At 63.5% G+C, this 19838-nt stretch carries 16 protein-coding genes; 11 read left to right on the forward strand and 5 right to left on the reverse strand.

Translation table 11 applies throughout. The features are described 5' to 3' along the window. The first annotated feature begins 38 nt into the window (after positions 1-38). From ACWF82_RS20815 to ACWF82_RS20835, 5 genes are read left to right on the forward strand one after another with little or no spacing between them, the layout of a single operon-like run. Positions 39-968 (forward strand): MlaD family protein, encoded by a 930-nt coding sequence (locus ACWF82_RS20815; protein WP_452503422.1) that lies wholly within the window; start codon positions 39-41, stop codon positions 966-968. Further along, a complete protein-coding gene (locus tag ACWF82_RS20820) occupies positions 968-2074 on the forward strand; it encodes an MlaD family protein (protein ID WP_452503424.1) in 1107 nt (368 codons plus the stop codon). Before ACWF82_RS20815 ends, ACWF82_RS20820 begins: the two co-directional genes overlap by 1 nt. Further along, on the forward strand, positions 2071-3168 hold the full coding sequence (locus tag ACWF82_RS20825) for an MlaD family protein (protein ID WP_452503427.1): 1098 nt from the start codon (positions 2071-2073) through the stop codon (positions 3166-3168). The genes ACWF82_RS20820 and ACWF82_RS20825 overlap by 4 nt, the downstream gene beginning before the upstream one ends. Next, the gene (locus ACWF82_RS20830; RefSeq protein WP_452503428.1) at positions 3165-4124 is read left to right on the forward strand and encodes an MlaD family protein; all 960 of its coding nucleotides are present in this window, start codon (positions 3165-3167) and stop codon (positions 4122-4124) included. The genes ACWF82_RS20825 and ACWF82_RS20830 overlap by 4 nt, the downstream gene beginning before the upstream one ends. A 29-nt stretch (positions 4125-4153) precedes the next feature. Beyond that, a complete protein-coding gene (locus ACWF82_RS20835; RefSeq protein WP_452503430.1) occupies positions 4154-4774 on the forward strand; it encodes a hypothetical protein in 621 nt (206 codons plus the stop codon). 482 nt (positions 4775-5256) lie between these two features. On the opposite strand, the gene ACWF82_RS20840 is transcribed toward ACWF82_RS20835, so the two are convergent. Together ACWF82_RS20840 and ACWF82_RS20845 are read right to left on the reverse strand one after the other, a co-directional pair. Continuing rightward, the gene (locus ACWF82_RS20840; RefSeq protein ID WP_452503431.1) at positions 5257-5859 is read right to left on the reverse strand and encodes a hypothetical protein; all 603 of its coding nucleotides are present in this window, start codon (positions 5857-5859) and stop codon (positions 5257-5259) included. 219 nt (positions 5860-6078) lie between these two features. Continuing rightward, positions 6079-6306: a hypothetical protein gene (locus tag ACWF82_RS20845; protein WP_452503433.1), complete on the reverse strand. Its 228-nt coding sequence runs from the start codon at positions 6304-6306 to the stop codon at positions 6079-6081. Between the two features lie 201 nt (positions 6307-6507). Here ACWF82_RS20845 and ACWF82_RS20850 point away from each other — a divergent pair, with 201 nt between their 5' ends. The 5 genes from ACWF82_RS20850 (at position 6508) to ACWF82_RS20870 (ending at position 14668) form a co-directional block, all read left to right on the forward strand. Then, on the forward strand, positions 6508-7359 hold the full coding sequence (locus tag ACWF82_RS20850) for a lysophospholipid acyltransferase family protein (protein ID WP_452503435.1): 852 nt from the start codon (positions 6508-6510) through the stop codon (positions 7357-7359). Between the two features lie 246 nt (positions 7360-7605). Then, positions 7606-11055, forward strand: a complete 3450-nt coding sequence (locus ACWF82_RS20855; RefSeq protein ID WP_452503436.1) for a protein kinase domain-containing protein — start codon at positions 7606-7608, stop codon at positions 11053-11055. A gap of 175 nt (positions 11056-11230) precedes the next feature. Then, on the forward strand, positions 11231-12148 hold the full coding sequence (locus tag ACWF82_RS20860; protein WP_452503438.1) for a hypothetical protein: 918 nt from the start codon (positions 11231-11233) through the stop codon (positions 12146-12148). A gap of 45 nt (positions 12149-12193) precedes the next feature. Then, positions 12194-13183, forward strand: coding sequence for an SMP-30/gluconolactonase/LRE family protein (locus tag ACWF82_RS20865; RefSeq protein WP_452503440.1), 990 nt, complete (start codon positions 12194-12196; stop codon positions 13181-13183). A gap of 717 nt (positions 13184-13900) precedes the next feature. Beyond that, positions 13901-14668: a GntR family transcriptional regulator gene (locus tag ACWF82_RS20870; RefSeq protein ID WP_452503441.1), complete on the forward strand. Its 768-nt coding sequence runs from the start codon at positions 13901-13903 to the stop codon at positions 14666-14668. 348 nt (positions 14669-15016) lie between these two features. Here ACWF82_RS20870 and ACWF82_RS20875 read toward each other — a convergent pair whose 3' ends face one another. Genes ACWF82_RS20875 through ACWF82_RS20885 form a run of 3 tightly spaced genes read right to left on the reverse strand, consistent with a single transcriptional unit; the run spans position 15017 to position 18301 of the window. Further along, the gene (locus tag ACWF82_RS20875) at positions 15017-15766 is read right to left on the reverse strand and encodes an acetoacetate decarboxylase (protein ID WP_452503443.1); all 750 of its coding nucleotides are present in this window, start codon (positions 15764-15766) and stop codon (positions 15017-15019) included. After that, a complete protein-coding gene (locus ACWF82_RS20880) occupies positions 15763-16962 on the reverse strand; it encodes a homogentisate 1,2-dioxygenase (RefSeq protein WP_452503444.1) in 1200 nt (399 codons plus the stop codon). Before ACWF82_RS20880 ends, ACWF82_RS20875 begins: the two co-directional genes overlap by 4 nt. A gap of 22 nt (positions 16963-16984) precedes the next feature. Continuing rightward, entirely contained in the window at positions 16985-18301 is a 1317-nt protein-coding gene (locus tag ACWF82_RS20885) for an alpha/beta hydrolase (RefSeq protein WP_452503445.1), read from the reverse strand. A gap of 185 nt (positions 18302-18486) precedes the next feature. Here ACWF82_RS20885 and ACWF82_RS20890 point away from each other — a divergent pair, with 185 nt between their 5' ends. Continuing rightward, entirely contained in the window at positions 18487-19296 is an 810-nt protein-coding gene (locus ACWF82_RS20890; RefSeq protein ID WP_452503446.1) for a maleate cis-trans isomerase family protein, read from the forward strand. The last annotated feature ends 542 nt before the right edge of the window (positions 19297-19838 follow it).

The following is a 19838-nucleotide window of genomic DNA, read 5'->3' on the forward strand; positions in this document are numbered from 1 at the left end:
GGCGCCCGCGGTCGGATTTGCGCCTCGGTGTCGTCGGGGTGGTCGGAATCGTCGTGGTACTCGTTGCCGCCGGTGTGCTCTACGTGCTGCCTTTTGGCAAGACGACCTACCATGCCCGGCTTTCCGAGGCAGGTGCGGTCGAGGTGGGAGACGACATCCGCCTCGCCGGTGTCCCGGTCGGCAGTGTTACCGAGTTGATCCTGCGGCCCGGCCATGTCGACATGGCGTTCACGGTCGATGGCAAGGTGTTCGTCGGCGATCAGAGCACCCTTGATGTGCGCATCCTGACCTTCGTGGGTGGCCACTACATCGCGCTCACCCCGGCTGGAACCAGCCCGCTCGGTGACGGAGTGATCTCCGCCGATCGCGTCCGGCTGCCCTACAGCCTGATGCAGGTCTTCCAGGATGCGGCTCAGCCGGTACGCGATGTGAACGGGGACACCGTTCGCAGAAACTTCGCCGCGCTCGATACCGCACTGTCCACGACTCCGGAAGGTCTGCGCGAGATGGGCTCGGCCATCGACTCTCTCGTCGATGTCATGGTGCGGCAGAATTCCGACATTTCCCGCACGCTGACGGTCGCCGATGAATACCTCACGGCGATGAGCGACGCCAAATCCGTCTTCGGTCGTCTGATCCACAACATCGATCTGATCGAAACTGTGCTCATAGACAAGCGCGCCGAAATAAGACTGGCTGTCGATCACACCAATATGTTGTTCTCCCGGATCGCCGCCATCGAGACCTCCTGGGAGAGCACTCTGCGGCCGATGGCACAACGACTCGCCGAAGCGATCCCGGACCTCGAACGTCTCCTCGAACGTCTCGGCGGGGTCATCGACGATATCCACACTCTGGGAAACGAATTGCGCAGCCATATTTCCCCCGACGGCATCACCGTAGACCAGTCGTCGACCATCGTTCATGGTTCGGGATTGTGTATCCCGGTGCCCGGGAGGACCTGCTGATGTTGCACCGGATCCTCGCCTCGAGGGGTTTCGTATCCGTCACGGGCGTCGCGGCGCTCGCCGCGATGGTGACGACCGCGTATCTCACTGTCGTGCAACCCATCCACAAGACGATGTCCTACTGCGCGGTGATGCCCGACGCGATCGGGCTCTACGTCGGAAACCACGTCACGCTGCTCGGGATCCCGGTCGGCTCCGTCACCGCCATCGCCCCACAGGGAAAACAGGTACGGGTCGATTTCACCGTCGACTCGCGCTATTCGCTTCCCGTCGACGCCGCGGCCGCCACGGTGTCACAGACCTTGGTCGCCGACCGTGATCTCGCGGTGCTGGGCAATCGTGGCGCCGAAGGTCAGTGGGACCCCCACACCTGCATTTCCAACACCCTCACGCCCAAGAGCATCAGCGAAACCCTCGACGCGTTGAGCAATCTCGCTGACGAGCTCAACGGTGGCAGCGACCCCGCTCAGCAGAATCAGATCGGAGGCGGGTTGTCCGCCCTGGACAATTCCACGACCGACCTCGGGCCCCGCATCAATGACATCATTCACAAACTGGGTGTCGCGCTGGCCGCGCCCGACGCTGCGATCGGGCATATCGGCGCCGTCGTCGACGCCCTGACCAGCCTGTCCGCCAGCGCAGCGGGCGGATGGGGTGATATCAAGTCGATGCTGACCCGCTTCGCGCCGGTGCTGGATCAGGTCAACAACGAACTCGTCGCGCCGGTCATCGAGATCCTCGATTCGCTGTTTCGATTCTTGCCGATCTTCAACGAGATCACCACGATGTACGGGAGCGTCATCCACCGCGGCCTCGGCGCGACGGTTCCGCTGGTGCGACTCCTTGCCGCCAATATCGGCACCCTGCACGAGATCGTCTCTATGATCCCTTCGATCACCACCGCTTTGACCGAATCGATCGACCCGGCGACCGGTGCTGTCGCGATCGACTACGCGCCACCGAAAGTCGCTGTACCCACGCAGGATTCGCAACAAGTATGCGCCGCGATCAATGCTGTCGCACCGGGTCACTGCACCGACGCAGCGAATGGACTGGTGGATGTCGAATTGGTTCAGCTCGTTCTCGGAATGGCGGGTGCGCGATGACTCCGAAAAACCACGATGCGCCGTCGCGTCGCTGTCGCATTCGCATTCGCACAACTCGCGTCGTCGCCCTGGCCGTCGGGGTGATCGTGGGTGGTAGCGCCTGCAGTTTCGATCCCTCGTCGATTCCCCTGCCCGGAACCACCGTTTCGGGGCAAACGTACCCGGTGATGATCGAGTTCCCGAGCGCGCTCAACCTGCCGCCGCGCGCCAAGGTCGTCGCCGCCGGCGCACAGATCGGCGACCTTTCCCGGGTGGACATCGTCGACGCCTCTGCCGCCCGGCCCGGCTATGTCACCGCACAGATCCGCATCACAGACTCGGTGAAACTATCGGTCGACACCACCGCGCAACTGCGGCAGAACACGGTGCTCGGCGACGTCTTCATCGCGCTGACGACCCCACCGGGCAGCGCCGTGACAACCATCGAGCCGGGCGGGACGATCCCGCTGTCGCACACCAGCCCGGCTCTCCAGATCGAAGACCTCATGGCAGGCATGGCAACCTTCTTCAACACCGGCGCGGTCAATCAGTTTCAGAACATCATCGACCGGATGAACGGCATCTTGCCGCCCGATCCGGCGAGTACCGCCCACACCTTCGACGTCATCGGTTCCGATCTCACCGACGTGGCCGCGAACCTCGATCAGGTCGATCGATTCCTGGACGCGGTCTCCGCCGACACCGCCGCCGTCCTCGACAACGGCCAGGCGCTGGACGAGTTGCTCACAGATACGGGCGCGACCCATGTCACCAGCGCCATCACCTCGATTGTCGAAGTGTTCCGCATCCTCAGCGATCTCGGCGGCGTCGCCCACGATTGGGTGTGGCTCGCACCGCTCGTGGCCTCCGGCGACGCGGCGGCCAGCGCTTTCATGCCTCTCGCGTTCACCGATCGACCATTGGATCTGAGCGCCCCTTCGAACTTGAACAAACTCGTCGCACTCCTGCGCGACAAGATCATTCCCTTCGCCTCCAGTCCGAAGATCAATATCACCGGCGTGGACATCGCACCATCGGAAGCCGCTCCGGTCGCAGCGGCAGATCAGGTGGATCAGATCATCGCGACGCTTCGGATGATCGGAGCCGTGCGATGAAGACGGCCACGATCTCCTCGGTCGGCGCCATCGCCGCGGTATTCATCCTCGGCGCCTCCTACCTGACCTTCGGCATCGCCCGCGTCGACTGGTTCCGCGACTACACCACGGCGACCATGATCCTCACCGACTCGGGCGGCCTTGCCGACGGCTCGCCCGTCCTGCTCACCGGAATTCCGGTCGGCCGGGTCATGACCGTAGCCAACACCATCGACGGCGTGCGGGTTCAGATCCGGATCGAGGACACCTACCGTATCCCCACCACCAGCACCGCCCGCATCGAAAGCCTGTCCACCCTGGGCGAGCCCTACATCGAATTCAGACCCACCACCGACGGCGGGCCCTACCTGCGCGACGGGCAGCTGGTCGACGCTCAGACCATCCGCATGCCGACCTCGATCCCCCAGCTCGCCCGAACTGTCACCACCCTGCTGAACCAGCTCGATCCCGCCACCATCGCCTCGCTGATCAACACCATCGATCAAAGCCTGGCGGGGACCGAAGCGATTGTTCCGCGGCTGGCCCGTTCAACCGATCTGCTGGCCGCGACCATCCTCAGTCGCACCCCGCAGATCCGCAGCCTGCTCACCGACCTGCAGACGATGGGAGGCGACATGGACTGGACCGGCCCCTCGATGGCCGCCGCCGGCCCGCTCTGGGGTGAACTGGGCGTCAGCATCGACGGCCTCACCGAGGTGATCGCAGAATTCGTCCGCCGCAGCGAGATTCCCGGCCAATACACCGACGGCGACGGAGTGGTCCCATTTCTCAATGATGTCTCGGCCTACCTCGACACCATCGGTCCGGACCTGAAAACGCTCGCACCTGCTATCGCGCCGCTCGCGGCTACGGCCACGAACGCCGTGCCGCCGATAGACATCAGCGCGCTCATTGCCCAAGCCCTCGACGCGACCACCGCGGATGGTTCTATACCACTGCGAATTCGACTCAAATAGCAACCGCGCAAACAGAATTGGAGTTCAACATGTCATCTAGTGTCATCGAGACAGACCCGAATGCGACCGAGCAGAACGGTACCGCGGACCCACCACCTTCGCACCCCACTGCGGCCGGTGGGCGCCGCACGACTGTTTCCCTGCCGCTGTCGACGGTGCTCGCCGTTGCGGTGGCACTCATCACCCTCATCGTGACAGGGGTGCTGACCTGGCTGCTGTTGTCTGCTCGACAGGATCTGTCCGATCGCGACCGCGCTGCCGCCGATCGCAAGCACGCAGAACAGGTCGCCACCAACTACGCGCTCGGCGCCTCCACGATCGATTATCGCGACCTGAGGACGTGGCAGGCGAAGCTCAAGGCTCAGACGATCCCGTCGCTGGCCAGCAAATTCGATGCCACCGCACCGGCACTCCAAGACATCCTGGTTCCTCTGCAGTGGACCTCGACCGCCAATCCCATTGCCGCCGTGGTGGCTTCGGAGAATGGTGGGGCCTACGAGGTCGACGTCTTCCTGAACGTATCTTCGACCAACGCCCAGACGCCGAACGGCGGACAAACCACCGTCACATACACCGTGACCGTCGATCGAAATGACAACTGGCAGATCTCCGATGTCGGAGGCATGGACGCCGCACTGCCTGTCAAGTGACCCCGGTGGTCGTGACACGCATATTTGCCTGGAGAGAACAAACGTGGTGATCGACGAATGAGGCGAGTATTCCAGCGCGCGATCTGGTGCGTTCAGTCGAGAATCCGTACACGGTCGCTGTTCTGCCGATTCTGCGGTCTGGCCCTGTTTCGTGCGGTCGATCCTGCTTCGGGATACTGCTCTAGCGTCTGCGCCGAACGGTCCGCGGCGCGCATGATGACGTATGTGTGGATTCGGTTCTGATCGAAGATGCACACGCCGGCTGCGCGCGAGGCGCACGGACGGAGCGCGCGTACGGAGTCGGCGCAGGTCCAGATCTACCGGCAGATGCGGGCAGAAAATCCTCGACGGGCTCTGGATCGGCCGTGACGACTTCCCTGGCGTACGGGATCTTGCAGACCGTTTCGGTGTGAGTGTCATCCTGTCTCGAAAGCTCTGGAACGGCTCGGGCGGGAAGGGCTCCTCGACCGTGGTCGCGGCTGTCAAGGCCGAGCCACATTCATCGCCCAACCCGAGCCGCCTGCCGAATCCGTTCCGCATTTTCTTCTCCGGAGCGGGATTCGCCGCTGCGCTACGAACTCATTGACTTCGTCGGTGGATGTTGCTGCGGCGCAGTGCATTCCGATATGTCTGTCGTGTCCGACGATGACGCCGGCCGTCGCGGGTGCGGTCGTGCGGATTGGTCCGGTCATCGTGGCGCTGTTGATGTCGCCACCCTTGTCGACTCGAATCGCATTGGAGGGCAAGGTCGTGTAGCTACCCAGTGCCAGGCCGGGTGTGCCTTTTGCCTCGACCGCGCACTCGACGTTCAGACTTCCGATCGAGGCGGACACGTCGATGGCGGGCTTCCTGGGCCGTCGGAGTGCACATCGCCCAGATTCACGCGGACGATGTCCGGCATAGGCGTTGGGGGCTCGGGCGCCTGTGCTGTGGGTGGTCGGGGGAGCGTTGACGCTCAACGTGCCGTAGAGAGCGCCGGCGGCGAGAGTGGAGACCTTGACGCTATCCGAGGTCGGATTCAGGCTGTGCTGGTGTAAGACGTCGCCGATTGGTGTGCCATCGGGGCTCGGCGCGGTGACCGACATCGCGCCGAAGATTTCGACACCACTGCCGGTTACGGGGACATCGGGACAGCCGACGGTGATGCTGCGTAAGTCAGCGGTGATCGCTGCGGCGGGGTCGGGTTGGCGATTCCACAGGGTGAACGCGCCGTGCAGTGCTTGCGGACTATTGCCGTAGAACGGGTATTGCGGCCAGTGGTATCGGCGGCGATGGTATCGAGCTCATCGACCTGGACGTCGCTGCTACGAACCTGATCGGTGGCCAGCAGGTCGAGAGATGGTGTTGTCGGTGGAGACGAAGACGCCGTCGATTCCGTGAGGGAAGATCAGCGCTGCGTCGCCGGTCGTCCCGACCAGTCGCTGGCCGGGCCGAAGGGCGATGGTGGAGGTGCTGGTCACCTGACCTTGGATCTTGATCTCCCTGGTGCACGGGTCCTTTGCCGCCGCGTTCGGGTGCTCGGCGTTGGACACGATATATGGACAACTGACAACATATGTACTAGATTGCTGGTGAGACGCAGGAGAGTATCGATCCGCGTCGGCCCCGACTCCCGGCAATGACGGCGGCTCGAGTTCAGGGGAAAAGGAACAACGGAACAATCCTGGAGCCGTCACATGAATCACGAGGAATCTCGCTCGTCCGTCGCCCCGAATCCGGGATGTGCGACCACGATGTTGGCCGACCCGGTGCAGCGTGCTCTCGCATGGTCCCAGCCGGCGGACAGCCTGCTGGATCTCGCATTCGCACCCTGGGTGCGGTGGTTCTCCCCGACATACCACGGAACCGAGAACTTGCGGCAGGACCGCCCGACGCTCTATGTCGCAAACCACGCCGTCTGGGGAACCGCGGAAGTGCTGCTCAGCCTGCATGGCGTTTACCAGACCAGCGGTAGCATGCCTCGGTCGTTGGCGGATCGTCTGCATATGCGTATACCGGGCTGGCGGGACCTGCTCACCGCGCTGGGATCCGTCGTAGGAGATCGCGAAATCACTCGCACGCTGATGCGCAATGGTCACGACGTCCTCGTGCTGCCGGGAGGGCAGCGTGAGGTCTTCAAGACCCGCAGCGAGCGATACCGGCTGGTGTGGAAGCATCGCACCGGATTCGTGCGTTTGGCAGTGGAAGAGGGGTACACGATCACCCCGGTCGGGGTGGCCGGTGCCGATGACGTGTTCGACCACATCCTCGACGCCGATGATTACCGCGTCGGCCCGGTGGGAAGAACGATTGTCCGCGCGGGTGTCGCGGCAGGCGTGTTTCGCAACGCCGACGAATTGCCGCCGATCGTGCGCGGTATCGGGTGGTCACCGATACCTAAACCCCAGCCTTTCCACGTCACCTACGGTGCGCCGATCGACCTGTCCGAGTATCGAGATCGGACCGACGATCCCGAGGCTCTGCTGCAGGCGCGGGCGATCGTGGCCGATTCGCTCGAATCCGCCATCGCCTATGGACTCGAACGTCGGCGTGAGCAATCTCCGTGTCTCAGCCCGCTGCGCCGCTGGCTCAACACGGCGATGTGAATCCGACGAGGCGTAGCGACCCGGGACGTCCGCGAAACCAAGCGGGTGCGGGTATCCGGCCAGGAACTCGGCCTGGTCGTCCACGGCGGGTCAACGTCGCGACTATGATCGAGACGGTCGGGGCACTGATTCCACGTCGAGAGGGTGGGCAGATGACCGGCTGCGACAACGGATGGCCGACTCGGTCGGTACCGGATTCTCTCGGCGCGGTCGCCGCGCGGATTTCACCGAGCGGATGAGCCGACGGTGGGCGACCGCGACGTGGAGGCAACACAGCGCGACCTGAGCTTCGGTATCGCCGCGGAGTTAGCCGCGGCCGGATTCGATGATGCGCAGGAGATCGGCCGCGGTGGCTTCGGTGTGGTGTATAGGTGTGTCGAGCATTCGCTCGACCGTCTGGTGGCGGTGAAGGTTCTCGACACCGAGGTGACCGAGGAAGACCGGGCGCGTTTCCTGCGGGAGCAGCGGGCCATGGGGCGGTTCGCCGCGCATCCGCACATCGTGCAGATCCTGCACGCGGACATCACCGCAACCGGCAAGCCCTATCTTGTGATGCCGTTTCACGCACGGGGGTCGTTGCTGTCGCGGATCCGGGCCGACGGTCCGATGTCGTGGCAGCAGGTGCTCTCGGTCGGGGTGAAGATCGCCGGTGCGCTGGCGGCGGCGCATGCCTCCGGTGTTCTGCACCGCGATGTGAACCCCGCCAATATCCTGCTCACCGGCTATGGCGAGCCGCAACTGAGCGATTTCGGCATCGCACGCGTCGGTGGTGCATTCGAGACTGCGGCCGGTGTGGTGGCCGGCACCCCGGCATACACGGCGCCGGAAGTGTTCCGGGGTGAGGATCCCACGGCCGCCGCGGACATATACGGCCTGGGAGCAACACTGTTCTGCCTGTTGACCGGCCACGCGGCCTTCGAACGCCTCCAGGGTGAGTCGATGGTCGCGCAGTTCGTGCGGATCACGTCCGAGCCAGTCCCGGATCTGCGGCGCGGCGGTGTGCCTGCGCTGCTGTGCGTGGCCATCGAATCGGCCATGGCCGGTGATCTCGAGGACCGGCCGGTGACCGCCCACGAATTCGGTGAACGGCTCCGGAACGTGGAGTTCTCGTCTGGTCTGGCGGTGGATTCGATGGTATTGCCTCCGGGTTCAGAGGCCAGCGGGCTCGACGCGGAAGTCGTGGCGACCACGGCAGTTGCCCCGTGGTCCGCGCAGCCGGTGTCGGCGATACCGTCGACCCGCTATCGCCCGCCGAAGCCGCAGCATCACTCGGTCCAGCGGTCGCGCCTGCTCGACATCCTGCGGGAGGGACGGACCAGGCGGCTGGTATTGATCCACGGACCGGCCGGCTTCGGAAAGAGCTCACTGGCCGCGCAGTGGGTCGACGTCCTCGAGTCCGAAGGCATTCGCGTCGCGTGGTTGAGTGTGGATCTCGACGACAACAACGTCGTGTGGTTCCTGTCGCATCTCGTCGATGCGATTCGCCGCGCACATCCTGGCGTGGCGAAAGACCTGGCGCAAATCCTCGAGGAACGCTCCGGTGATGCCGTAGGGCACGTGATGACCGCACTGATCGACGAGGTCCACGACAGCGGCGAGACGGTGGCGGTTGTCATCGATGATTGGCATCGGGTGACCGGTCCGGCCACTGTCGCGGCGATGGAGTTCCTGCTCGATCGTGGGTGTCATCATCTGCGGATGATCGTGACCAGCCGCAGTCGTAAAGGCCTGCCGCTGGGGCGGATGCGAGCACACGACGAACTCGTCGAGATCGATGAGACGGACCTGCGGTTCGACAACGAGGAGACCGCGGCGTTCATCGCGGGAACGAGCGAGTTGTCGCTGGGAGCGATCGAGATCGATAATCTGCGTGAATCGACCGAAGGCTGGGTAGCCGCTCTGCAATTGGTGTCGTTGTCGCTGCGTGGGCGCGACGACCCCGGCGCGTACATCAGCCAGATTTCTGGACGGCATTACGCCATCGGCGAATATCTGATGGAGAACGTCATCGAAGCGCTCGAACCCAGCATGCTCGACTTCGTGATGCGGACCTCGGTGCCCGAGCGAGTGTGCGGTGAACTCGCCGAAGCACTGTCGGGCGTGGGATCCGGGCAAGCGTTCCTGGAGGAGGTCAGGCAGCGAGATCTGTTCCTGCGCAACGTTGATGACGAATTGCGGTGGTTCCGCTATGATGGACTGTTCGCCGACTTCTTGCGACGCCGGTTGGTCCAGCAGCATCCCGGCCTGCTCGAGCACCTGGACCTGACGGCATCGAAATGGTTCACCGACCACGGCATGTTCACCGAGGCCGTCGATCACGCACTCGCGGCCGACCGACCCGGCCACGCCGTCGAACTGGTAGAAGAACATGCCGAAGAACTGATGGAACGTGCGCAGAATGCGACATTCCTCGGGCTCGTGGCCAAGTTGCCCCACTCGTTGACCGTGCTCGACCCCGCACTGCAGGCGAAAGTCGCCTGGGCGAACATCGCCGTGCAACGGCCTGCCGCCGCACTCGCCGCGCTCGATCACGCCGATGCGGCTCTGGCTGCAGCGCCCCCCGACGATGAGCGGACCGTGGAAACCCGTTTCGAGGCGGCGCTGGCGCGCACCGCCGTATCTCTGGTCGCGGACCGGTCGGCGGTCGTGCCGCAATCGGTGTTGTCGCAGGTCCGAGATCCTATGAGGCCTTTCCTGGCGCATGCGACCGCTGTGACGGCCATGGGATCGGCGCTGTACCGATTCGACTTCGACGAGGTGCACCGTTGGCATCGTTGGGTCGAGTCCTATCGGAACCGGGCCCGCGGTCCGTTCGGCGTCGTGTACTGCGACTGCGCCGACGGGATGGCCTCGTACGAGCAACTCGATATCGCTGCGGCCGAGTCCAGCTATCGGACCGCGCTGAACCTGGCACTGCAGACCGGCAGGCAATCACACGACGCCCGGCTGGCCGGCGCGTTGCTCGGCGAATTGCTCTATGAGAAGGGCCAATTCATCGAGGCCGAGGAGTTGCTGGCCGCCGGATCGAGTCCGGAGGGCGGTGCCATGGAGTTCTTGCTGGCCACCTACGGCACCGGAGCGCGCCTGGCCGCGGTACGCGGCGACCCCGATACGGTGCACGAGCGTTTGGGCGAGGGCGCCAAGATCGCGGCGAACCTGTCACTGCCGCGGTTGGATGCCAGAATCCTCAACGAGCGCATTCGCTCCGGGCTGCCGATAGACGCCGCTGATCGTCGGGCGCTAAAACAACTCAACCCATACACCATCCAGCCGAACGCACCGATGGCGGTTGCTTCCGAACTCGCTCACGACTCGGCGATCCGGCTGTTGCTGGCCGAATCCACCCGCCCGGCAGCTGAGCTGGCCTACCGTCGATCCGAGCGGCTGGTGAGTGAGCTCGCCCGGCAGAACAGGCCGCGAGCGCTGTTGAACGCCGAATTGCTCCGAGGATGTTGCCTGTCGGCGACGGGCCGGACATCAGAGGCTGCCGAGCTACTGGCCCCGGTGGTGAGCCGCTGCGCCGATCAGCAGCTGGTACGGCCCGTTGTCGACGGTGGCCGGCAACTCCGGCCGGTTATCGACACGCTGTACGGCGCAACAGCATTCCCGAACCAGCCGTCGCAGCAGTTCTTGCGGCAAGTGCTGGCAGAGTTCGAGAACGTGCTGTCGAACCGCAGCCGCCTTGTCCGAGGGTGACGTCGCACGGTGACTGTCTCAACGATGCCGCGAGGGATTGTCGGATCGATCGGCTCGGTAAATTGATATATGACAAGAATTATCTTGTCAGCTGGCCATTTTATAGCTAAAGTGCATGCATGGTTACCGAGATTCGCGAACAGCTCCCACCGTGGCGCTGGACCGCGCTCGTACGATGAGTACCGCCCTCGTCGTCGGTGGTTCTGCGTTCCTTGTCGCTCTTCTGTGGCGTGAGTTCCTGATCGGCTGGTCGACGCTGCGGCCGGCCGAGCCTCTCGGATCGTCTTTGCTTTCCGGCTACTACGCCCGGATGACCGAGGCCACCTGCAGCTGTGGCGTCGTGGGCATGGTCATCGTGCTGATGATCGCGGGTCTTGCGGTGCAGCTGACCAGATCTGATAGGCCCGTGTGGGCGGGATTGTCATGTGTCGGCCTCCTGACTGTGTTTGTCGGTCTCAGCTTGTTGCGAACCCGGGTGACGGCCCGGCTTCTTGCGGTCGGAACGGAGTGCCTCGACATTCAGGCGGGGACCACACGCCTTCTCCGGCACCACATGGCCTACATGGCACTGCTGGTGGTCATTGTGGCGATCCAGCTGGCGGCCGTGGAGGAGGGGGCGGGCAGTGAGGCGTTCGCGGTGGGCGGTGCCAGTTTCCTGGCTGCCACGCTCTGGCACGAAGTGATGATCGACAGACCGGCTACACCGCTCGCGGACATGCCTTCGGAGCGTGACCGGTCGACATTGATCGGGTACTACAAGGTGATGACGGCGACTTTGGTTCGGCCGAATCTCGCTGCGGTTTCCATTGCGGTGGCTACTACGCTCGCGGCTCTGGTCGTGCAGTTACTCGGCAACGGTGCTCCCCGGTGGGCGACATCGATGTCATTCGGGATCTTCGTGATGTTCCTCGTGCTGGCGGGTATTCGAACCTGGCCGACGGCGGTGCGGCTGGGTAGTGGTTCGGAGCCTGTCGAGAGGGAGATGTACATCGGCCGGAAACTCGGGCGATACCACCTGGCGTTTGTGATCATGCTCGCGACCGTTGTCGGTATTCAGCTGGCTGGACAGGTAGGTGGACATGTCCACCTCTGATAGCCGCGCCGTTGCCGGATCCAGCTGGTCGATACAGTGTGAACTGTGATGACACGCATCGGGATGCTCGTGTTCGCACCTCGGATCATCGCGGCGGCGGTTACTGCTGCGACCACCGCCATAGTGCTGATTTTCCCAACGGCGCCTGCAGGTGCCGCTGTCGGCTCATGCTCAGTCGGCTGGCAGGCCGAGACGCTGGCGTCAGGATTGGGTGAGCTGGAGAACCTCGAGCCGGACGGGGCAGGCGGGCTCTACGTCACCGCGCTGACTCCCGGCATTCTGTACCACATCGATGCCGAATCGGACGTCACAACGCTGCTGACGAATCTCGACAATCCAGCCGGGATACGCCTCGTGGGAGACCACCTGTACTTCCTGACAGGCGACCAGTCCTCTCCGAACGGGGAGGGCACATTGCAGCGATTCGACGTGACCGACCGCACGGCCACAACCGTGCTCACGGGACTGGTGCAACCTAATGGCTTGCTGTTGTTGCCCGACGGTGATCTGCTCATCACCCACCTGACGCTTCCTACGCGACCGATCGGCATCAGTCGATACCGGGCTGCTTCGGGTGAATTCACACCGGGCTGGGCCAAGGCCCAGACTCCCAACGGGCTTGCGCTCGCCCCGGATCTCCAGACCATCTACATCGACGACATGCTCGCCTCCAAGATCGTCCGGGTTCCGCTGAACGCACCGGACACCGCATCGGTGATGGGCGAAATCCGCGACGGACTGTTCCCTGGACTCGATGACCTCGAAGCAACGAGTTCCGGGCTGGTCTTCGTCGCGGGCGACAACTCCGGCAGCGTCTACCAGTTCGATCCGATCACCGGTGCCAGTTGTACCGTGGCCGAAGGGTGGCTCGTTCCTGATTCGCTGCCGATACCGCCGCGTGGTCCGACCTCGGTCCGCATCGCCCGTGATGTCGATGGGTGGGCACTATTTGTCACCTGCGCGGACGGCACACTGCGCCGACTGCGCCCGCCGTCCGGCATCGACCTCACGCCCGTGTCCGTACCGCGGCCCTGATGTGCCTGGCAGGAGTGCGTTGCCGCAGGTGGCTAACCTGAGATTCCCGGATGGTGTACTGAACCGTCCCGGGTTTGGGCCCGAAGCCGACGACGCCGTGCTCTGGGTGCAGCGTCGTGCGCCCGCCTTGCTTGATGGACGCCGAGGGTGCCTTTGAACGCATGCTTCAGCGGGCCTGGGATCGAGTGTTGCAGACGAAACCGGTCCTGCTGATTCTCATCGGCTCCGACCTGTTGATGATGGAGGAGCTGAACAGCAATGAGCGTCCGTTCTCAAATATTGCCCGCGTCGCTGGTGGGATCGGATCGATTCCGCTGCAGCGGTCGCCTGAGATCCTTGCGGACAAACGGGTGATCGCGGCGGAGCCTACGGTATCCACGCGTCCTTCGAAAGATCGTCGCATGAGTCGTCGAAGGACTCCGCGCGCACCTGACTGTCGCGGATGTGCCGTGGACCGCGTGGTAAAGGAAGGTGCGCTGTTCCGCTCGGACACGTCTCGGGGATCCGCGCGTGCGGGTACGCCTGCCCGCGGATACAGCCCGCACCTGCGGAACTCATTTCGATCTGCTCGAATCTCGCTGGCCGGACCGTCCTTGGCTGGCAGGTTGTGCCGGACGATGTGTTGGTTCGGTTCTGATCGAAGACGCACAGGCTGGCTGCGGGCGAGGCGTATGGACGGAGCGCGCGTATGGAGCCGGCGAATGCAAGTATGGAGTCATGTCCACGCGTCCAGTCGCCTCGCACGTCGGCAACAACGTCGAAATACTCGCCTCCGACGTGCCCGCGCAGGTCCAGATCTACCGGCAGTTGCGAGCAGAAATCCTTGACGGGCTCTGGATCGGCCGCGAAGACTTTCCAGGCGAGCGGGAGCTTGCAGCCCGTTTCGGTGTGAGTGTCATCACGTCTCGAAACGCCCTGGAAAGGCTCGGACGCGAGGGGCTCATCGACCGCGGTCGCGGCCGTCGAAGCCGAGCTACGTTCGTCCCACCCGAGCCGCCTTTTGAGTCCGTTCCGCATTTCTTTCCCCCGGCGCGGGATTCGCCGCTGCGCTACGAACTCATTGCTTCGTCGGTGGATGTCGCCCCGGCGGCGGCGTGTCGAGCGTTCGGTCGCGAACCGGGATCTCGTCTCTGGCAGGCGCTGCGGGTGATCACACATCGTGGCAAAGCAAAAGTGGTCACACACCATGTGCAGCTTCCTGAGATCGGTGAGCGGCACCGCAAACGCGATCTCCAGACGATGCACATGATTCCGCTCCTGGAATCGGAGGGCGTCGTGGCTGCCAAACTGTATCGTCAGATCCAGGCAGCCGCTGCGCCGCCGATAACTGCGCACTACCTCGGCCTGCCTGCCGATAGCCCAGCGTTGATGGTTGTTTTGAGGCTCGTTGATGCCGAGGGTGAAACCATCGAGTGGATGAGGGCATACGGCCCCCCGGACCGTCCTATCGCTGAAGAAGTAATCGATCTCTCCGAGAGTCGGTAGGCGAGGGATAGTTATCCGTCTCCCGGATCCTGCTGAGGACGGTTCTTCGCAAATAGACCGGGCCCACGCTGAATCAATTGCGTGGGCCGTCGGCTTTTCTTGATGTTGCTGATCACGGCCCGAGGAACAACTGTTCACACGGTAGCCGTGGGAACGGTCCATTGTCTTCGTCGGAGTCAGGGACCAGTTCGACGGTACACCAATGTCTTTGCCTGCAATCCTGGATCAGATTGCCGACCACCGTTGCGGACGCTATGTAGTCGAATGCCATGCCCTCCAACCAGATCCGGAGGTGCACATCACCTTCGGGTGTGATCCATGCTTCGGTGGTCATGGCATTCCGCGCCTTCAGCCCGCTTGGTCGTCGCTGAGGTAGTCGTGGACCGGAACGGCCGGAGCGAGATTGAGATCGGTGACGATGTGGCTGACCGATACGATGCTTCGCACCGGAAGGTCGGCCACCGGTGCCAGCGCGTGTTCGAATAGTTGCAGCCGACCGGGGGCAGTCCATGCTTCCTTGACCGTGATGTCGGTGATCTGCGTACGTACCAGATCTGCCACCCGCGGCCGTAGATCGTAGCCCGGAACGAGTTTGATCATGTAGGTCGGCACGGTGATCTGTGCCTTGGCCTCGTCGAGGTCGAGCGGAAAATGCTTGTAACCCATGGTGGCGGTGGCCACCCGCACAGTACCGACGTCGAGCGTCCCGATCAGGGCTCCGTGATCGATGTAGAGGCGCGGGGCGCCGAGGACCTTCGGATAGGCCGACAGCTCTCGACCACCGACGGTCGCCGGAAAGTTGTCGAGGTACATCGCGTGCAGGTATTCACCTTCCTCGTCACCGAGGCGGACCTTCACCGCGACCCCAGCCTCGGTGTACGGGCCCAGTCCACCGATGTCACCCATGTGCATGATCTCGAACCGTACGAGTGGCTCGTCGATCTCGAGTGGCTCCGGAACGATCGCGCGTAGCACGTCGAAGTCGGTGTGGTAGACGATATTCAGGTACTCGCGGTCGTAGAACCGGTTGGCAGCCAGTGGATAGGGCGGCGAACCCAGCGGGGTGGACAGGTGGTGGAGAACTTGATCGCGCTTCATCGCGCTCCTGGGGTCGGGGAAGCAATGGCGGTTCGCCAGGTGGACAGGTACCCGGGATCGTCGACGGCGAGCGCGTCGGGGGCGATGTTCAGGGGGCGGAAGGTATCGATCATGACGGCGTTGAGGGGCTTGATGTCGACGAGACCGTCGTTGTACATGGCGGTCGACATCTCGAGTTCATCTGTGTGGGGGCCGTGGATGAATCCGGCCGGGTGCCAGGTGATCGACCCTTCGGTGATGCCGTGGCCGCCGCGCCCGCCATCGCCGTAGAACATCAGCTCGTCGGAGTCGACGTTGGCGTGGTGGTACGGGACGATGACGGCGTCGGGATGGTATTCGGCCTTGTGCGGCACGAATGAGCAGATCACGAAGTTGGGGCCCTCGAATGTCTGGAAGGTCGGGGGTGGCTGGTGGATGCGGCCGCTGATCGGCTCGAAGTCGGCCACGTTGAGGGCGTATGGGTAGAGGCACCCGTCCCATCCGACCACGTCGAAGGGGTGTTTGGCGCACACGTAGCGTGTTCCGCCGGTGTGATGACGCACGAGCACTTCCACGCTGTCGCCCTCGTCGAGCAGAGGCGCCTCGGGGGAGCGCAGGTCGCGTTCGCAGTAGGGGGAGTGTTCGAGAAACTGGCCGCGATCGGAGACGTATCGACGAGGGGCGCGGATCGTTCCCCTCGACTCGACGATCAGCAGCCGCGTCGGTTTGCCCTCCGCGGTCGGAACCCATCGGTGCGTCGTCGATGTAGGCATCACGACGTAGTCACCGGGGCCTACCTCGAGGACGCCGAAAACTGATTCGCACCGTGCGGTACCGGATTCGACGAAGTAGAGCTCGTCGCCGATTGCGTTGCGGTACAGCGGACTCGGCTGATCAGCCGCGACATACGAAATCCGGACATCGGCATTGTCGGCGAGCAACCGCCGTCCGGTTACCGCATCTCCGCCGACGTCGAGCTCATGTGTCTGCAACAGCCGAGGAACCAGCGGATGATTCGGCCTGCCGTGGTCGCCGTCGATCTCCCACACCTCCGCGGTCAGTACATCGGAAGGGGAGTGGCGATGGTAGAGCAGGGCAGAATCGGCGGAGAAGCCCTCTGTGCCCATCAGTTCCTCGCGGTAGAGGGTGCCGTCGGGCTGCTTGAACTGGGTGTGGCGCTTGTGAGGGACTTCGCCAACGGAACGGTAGTAAGGCATTGGTGATACTCCGGATACGTTGTCACACCCTGCTTTTCAGCCAGTCGACGATGACCTCGCCGGCCTTCTCGCGCGGGTTGTAGGAAACGGGGGCTTCGGGCAGCAGCATCAGGTAGTGATGGGCGTAGTCGAGCTCGACCATCGTCTTGTCCTCGACCGGGATGCGAGAGAAGATCTCGCGCTGTTCCTGAGGAAACGCATCGGTGTCGCCTAGCGGGGTAATGACGAGGTTCGGGACGGTCAAGTGCTCGGCGGCATAGGTCCACTCGGCTTGTGCGGACAATCCGCTCCACGTCGACAACCACGCACGTGGGGTGAGAATGCGGCCCAACGCCAGGGGACCGTACGAACCACGCAGTGGGTGGCCGAACGCGAAGATCGATCCCAGCATTCGGTGGTTCGGATCGATGCTTGGATCCAGATGCGAGGGATTAGCCACCGTGCCGTAGATGCTCATGTAGGGGCTCATCAGGGCGCGACGTGCGGTCGGAGTGCTGATCCGCTGTGGGTCGACCGCTGCCCGGGCATCCTCGTAGTCCGCAATCGAGGTGCGTGCGAGCACATCCAGTCGTCGCGCGCGAGTCCGCTGCGCTCGCCGATACTGTGCCAGCCAAGCGGGATCGTAGCTGCTGGGTTCCGGATAGGGCCGGTATCCGTTCGCTGGGTTGAACATGTCCAGCTCCGGATCGATCGCCAGCGGGTTGGACTCGTCGACCACGGCTGGGTCCAGCATGTTCAGCATGATCATGCCCTCGCCGGCGTGCGGTGCGACCGCAATGAACAGATCCGCAGCCGGCATGTCCTCTTCGGCGAACTTCGTCACCTCGCCATGGGGTGCGAACGTGAACCGGTCGCCAGGCGCCAGGGTCGCCTGCCACTGGTAGTAGGACAGCAGTGACGTGCCGCCGCTGCTGCCGACCAGGATGATCGTCTCGAAACCTCGGCTCTTCAAGAAGCGGATGCCGGCAGCAGTGTCACGGACGATCTCTTCGTGGACCATGTCGGAATCGTTGTTCAGGGCACGGCTGGTCTGGCCCCACACCGCGTACCCGGCGGCGAGGAGGTATGGAGTGAGGTACTGGCGGGTCTGGTTCTCCCGCGGATGCATGAATGCCGCAACCGCTTTCGGCTGCGGACCGGGCGGCAGATGCAGGATTCCGAAGGAGAACGCGCGGTCGGACGCCAGGATGTCGACCATCTCCCGCTGAGTGCCCGGCGGGAGAGTGTTGACGTCGTAGGCGTTGATGTTGCCTCGCACCATCCTCTCCGACGCCACGAACATCGGTGGCTGCAGGAAGGGTGGCACGGGTGTCGCAGGGAGTTTCGCCGCAATGACCATGGAAGACCTCCTTGTCTGTTGGCCGAAACCCGCTTGGTGGCGCATCTGACCTGGCCTCGACTCTCTTAAATCCCATAATCACATGTGAACTATTGATTGTCAACGAATTCGCGCATAGGCTCGGACCGACTGGCAACGCAACCCCGCGGCCGCCACCTGCCACCTCGAACTGCTGTGGAGAAAAGATGCCCAATCACCGAATCGGCCTGCTGGTTCCCAGCTCGAACACCACCATGGAGACAGAAGTGCCGGAGGTCCTTCGCCGGACGTCCCGGCTGACGGGTCAACAGTTCAGCTTTCACTCCAGCCGCATGCGAATGAAGACCGTGTCGCCGGAAGAGCTCGCCGCCATGAACACGGAAGCGGAGCGTGCGACTGTAGAGCTGGCCGACGCCGAGGTGGATGTCATGGCGTACGCATGCTTGGTCGCAATCATGTCCCAGGGGCCCGGCGTGCATCGCGGCATCGAACGCCGCCTCACCGAGGTCGCCGAACAGCACGGAGCCGGGGGTGTTGTTTCCAGTGCGGGTGCACTGATCGAAGGTCTGCACCATCTCGGTGCGAAGAAGGTGGCGATCGTCACGCCCTACGTCAAGTCTCTGACCAGGAAAGTAGTCGACTACATCGAGACTGAGGGGGTTGAAGTCCACGACGCGATCAGCCTCGAGGTTGAGGACAATCTCGACGTCGGCAGACTCGATCCGGCCGGCCTCAACGAGATTGCCGCGGGACTGGATCTGCGTGGCGTCGATGTCGTGGTGCTGTCGGCGTGTGTGCAGATGCCGTCCCTGGCAGCGATCCCGGAAGTTCAAACGAGTCTAGGGCTTCCGGTCATCACCGCTGCGACAGCGACTGCATGGCAGATCCTGCAGCGCCTCGGCCAGCCCGCCATAGCTGCCGATGCGGGTGCACTCCTTCAGTCGCAACTGGTGATTGACGGTAGCGGTCCGATCGGCGCGCCGACCTCCAGTGGCTCGATGCACGGCCGGTCATGATGTTGATCTCGGCCATTACGGCGGCTCGAATTCGAGGGGTTCCGCGCGCAAGCTCCGCTACGACGACGTTCTGTGCGAAACTGGGTATCCCCTGATGACCACGCCAGATCCCCTCGACCCAGAACGTATGGTCCATGACTGCAACGGCGACCTGGGTCTCATTTACTCCTACTTTGCGGCAATGGCTTTCCTTGTGGTCGCAGAGGAATGCAGAGCCGAGCACTGCAAAGTGCGGGCCCGTGCTGAACAGGCTTTGAAGCAGCCGAGCTCAGGGGATGGGTTGCTGCGGATTTGTGACGCCGGGCTGGACGAAAAGTACTCCCAACGAATCTACGACCGCGTGACCGCGAGGGCCGCGTGGAAGGCTTCCGTGGATCATGCGCTCTGCCGCCTGGATCCGGGGCACCTCGACCGCGAACAAGCACGGATCCTGTTGCGGCGGCACCGACGGTGTGCTCAGGGGCGGTGCCGACTCAAGCTGCGTGGGCTTCAGGCGTTCGCGCCGAATCGGTATCGGTGTCCGCAGCCGCAATGTGGGGTGC

The organism is Nocardia sp. NPDC055053 (assembly GCF_053608285.1).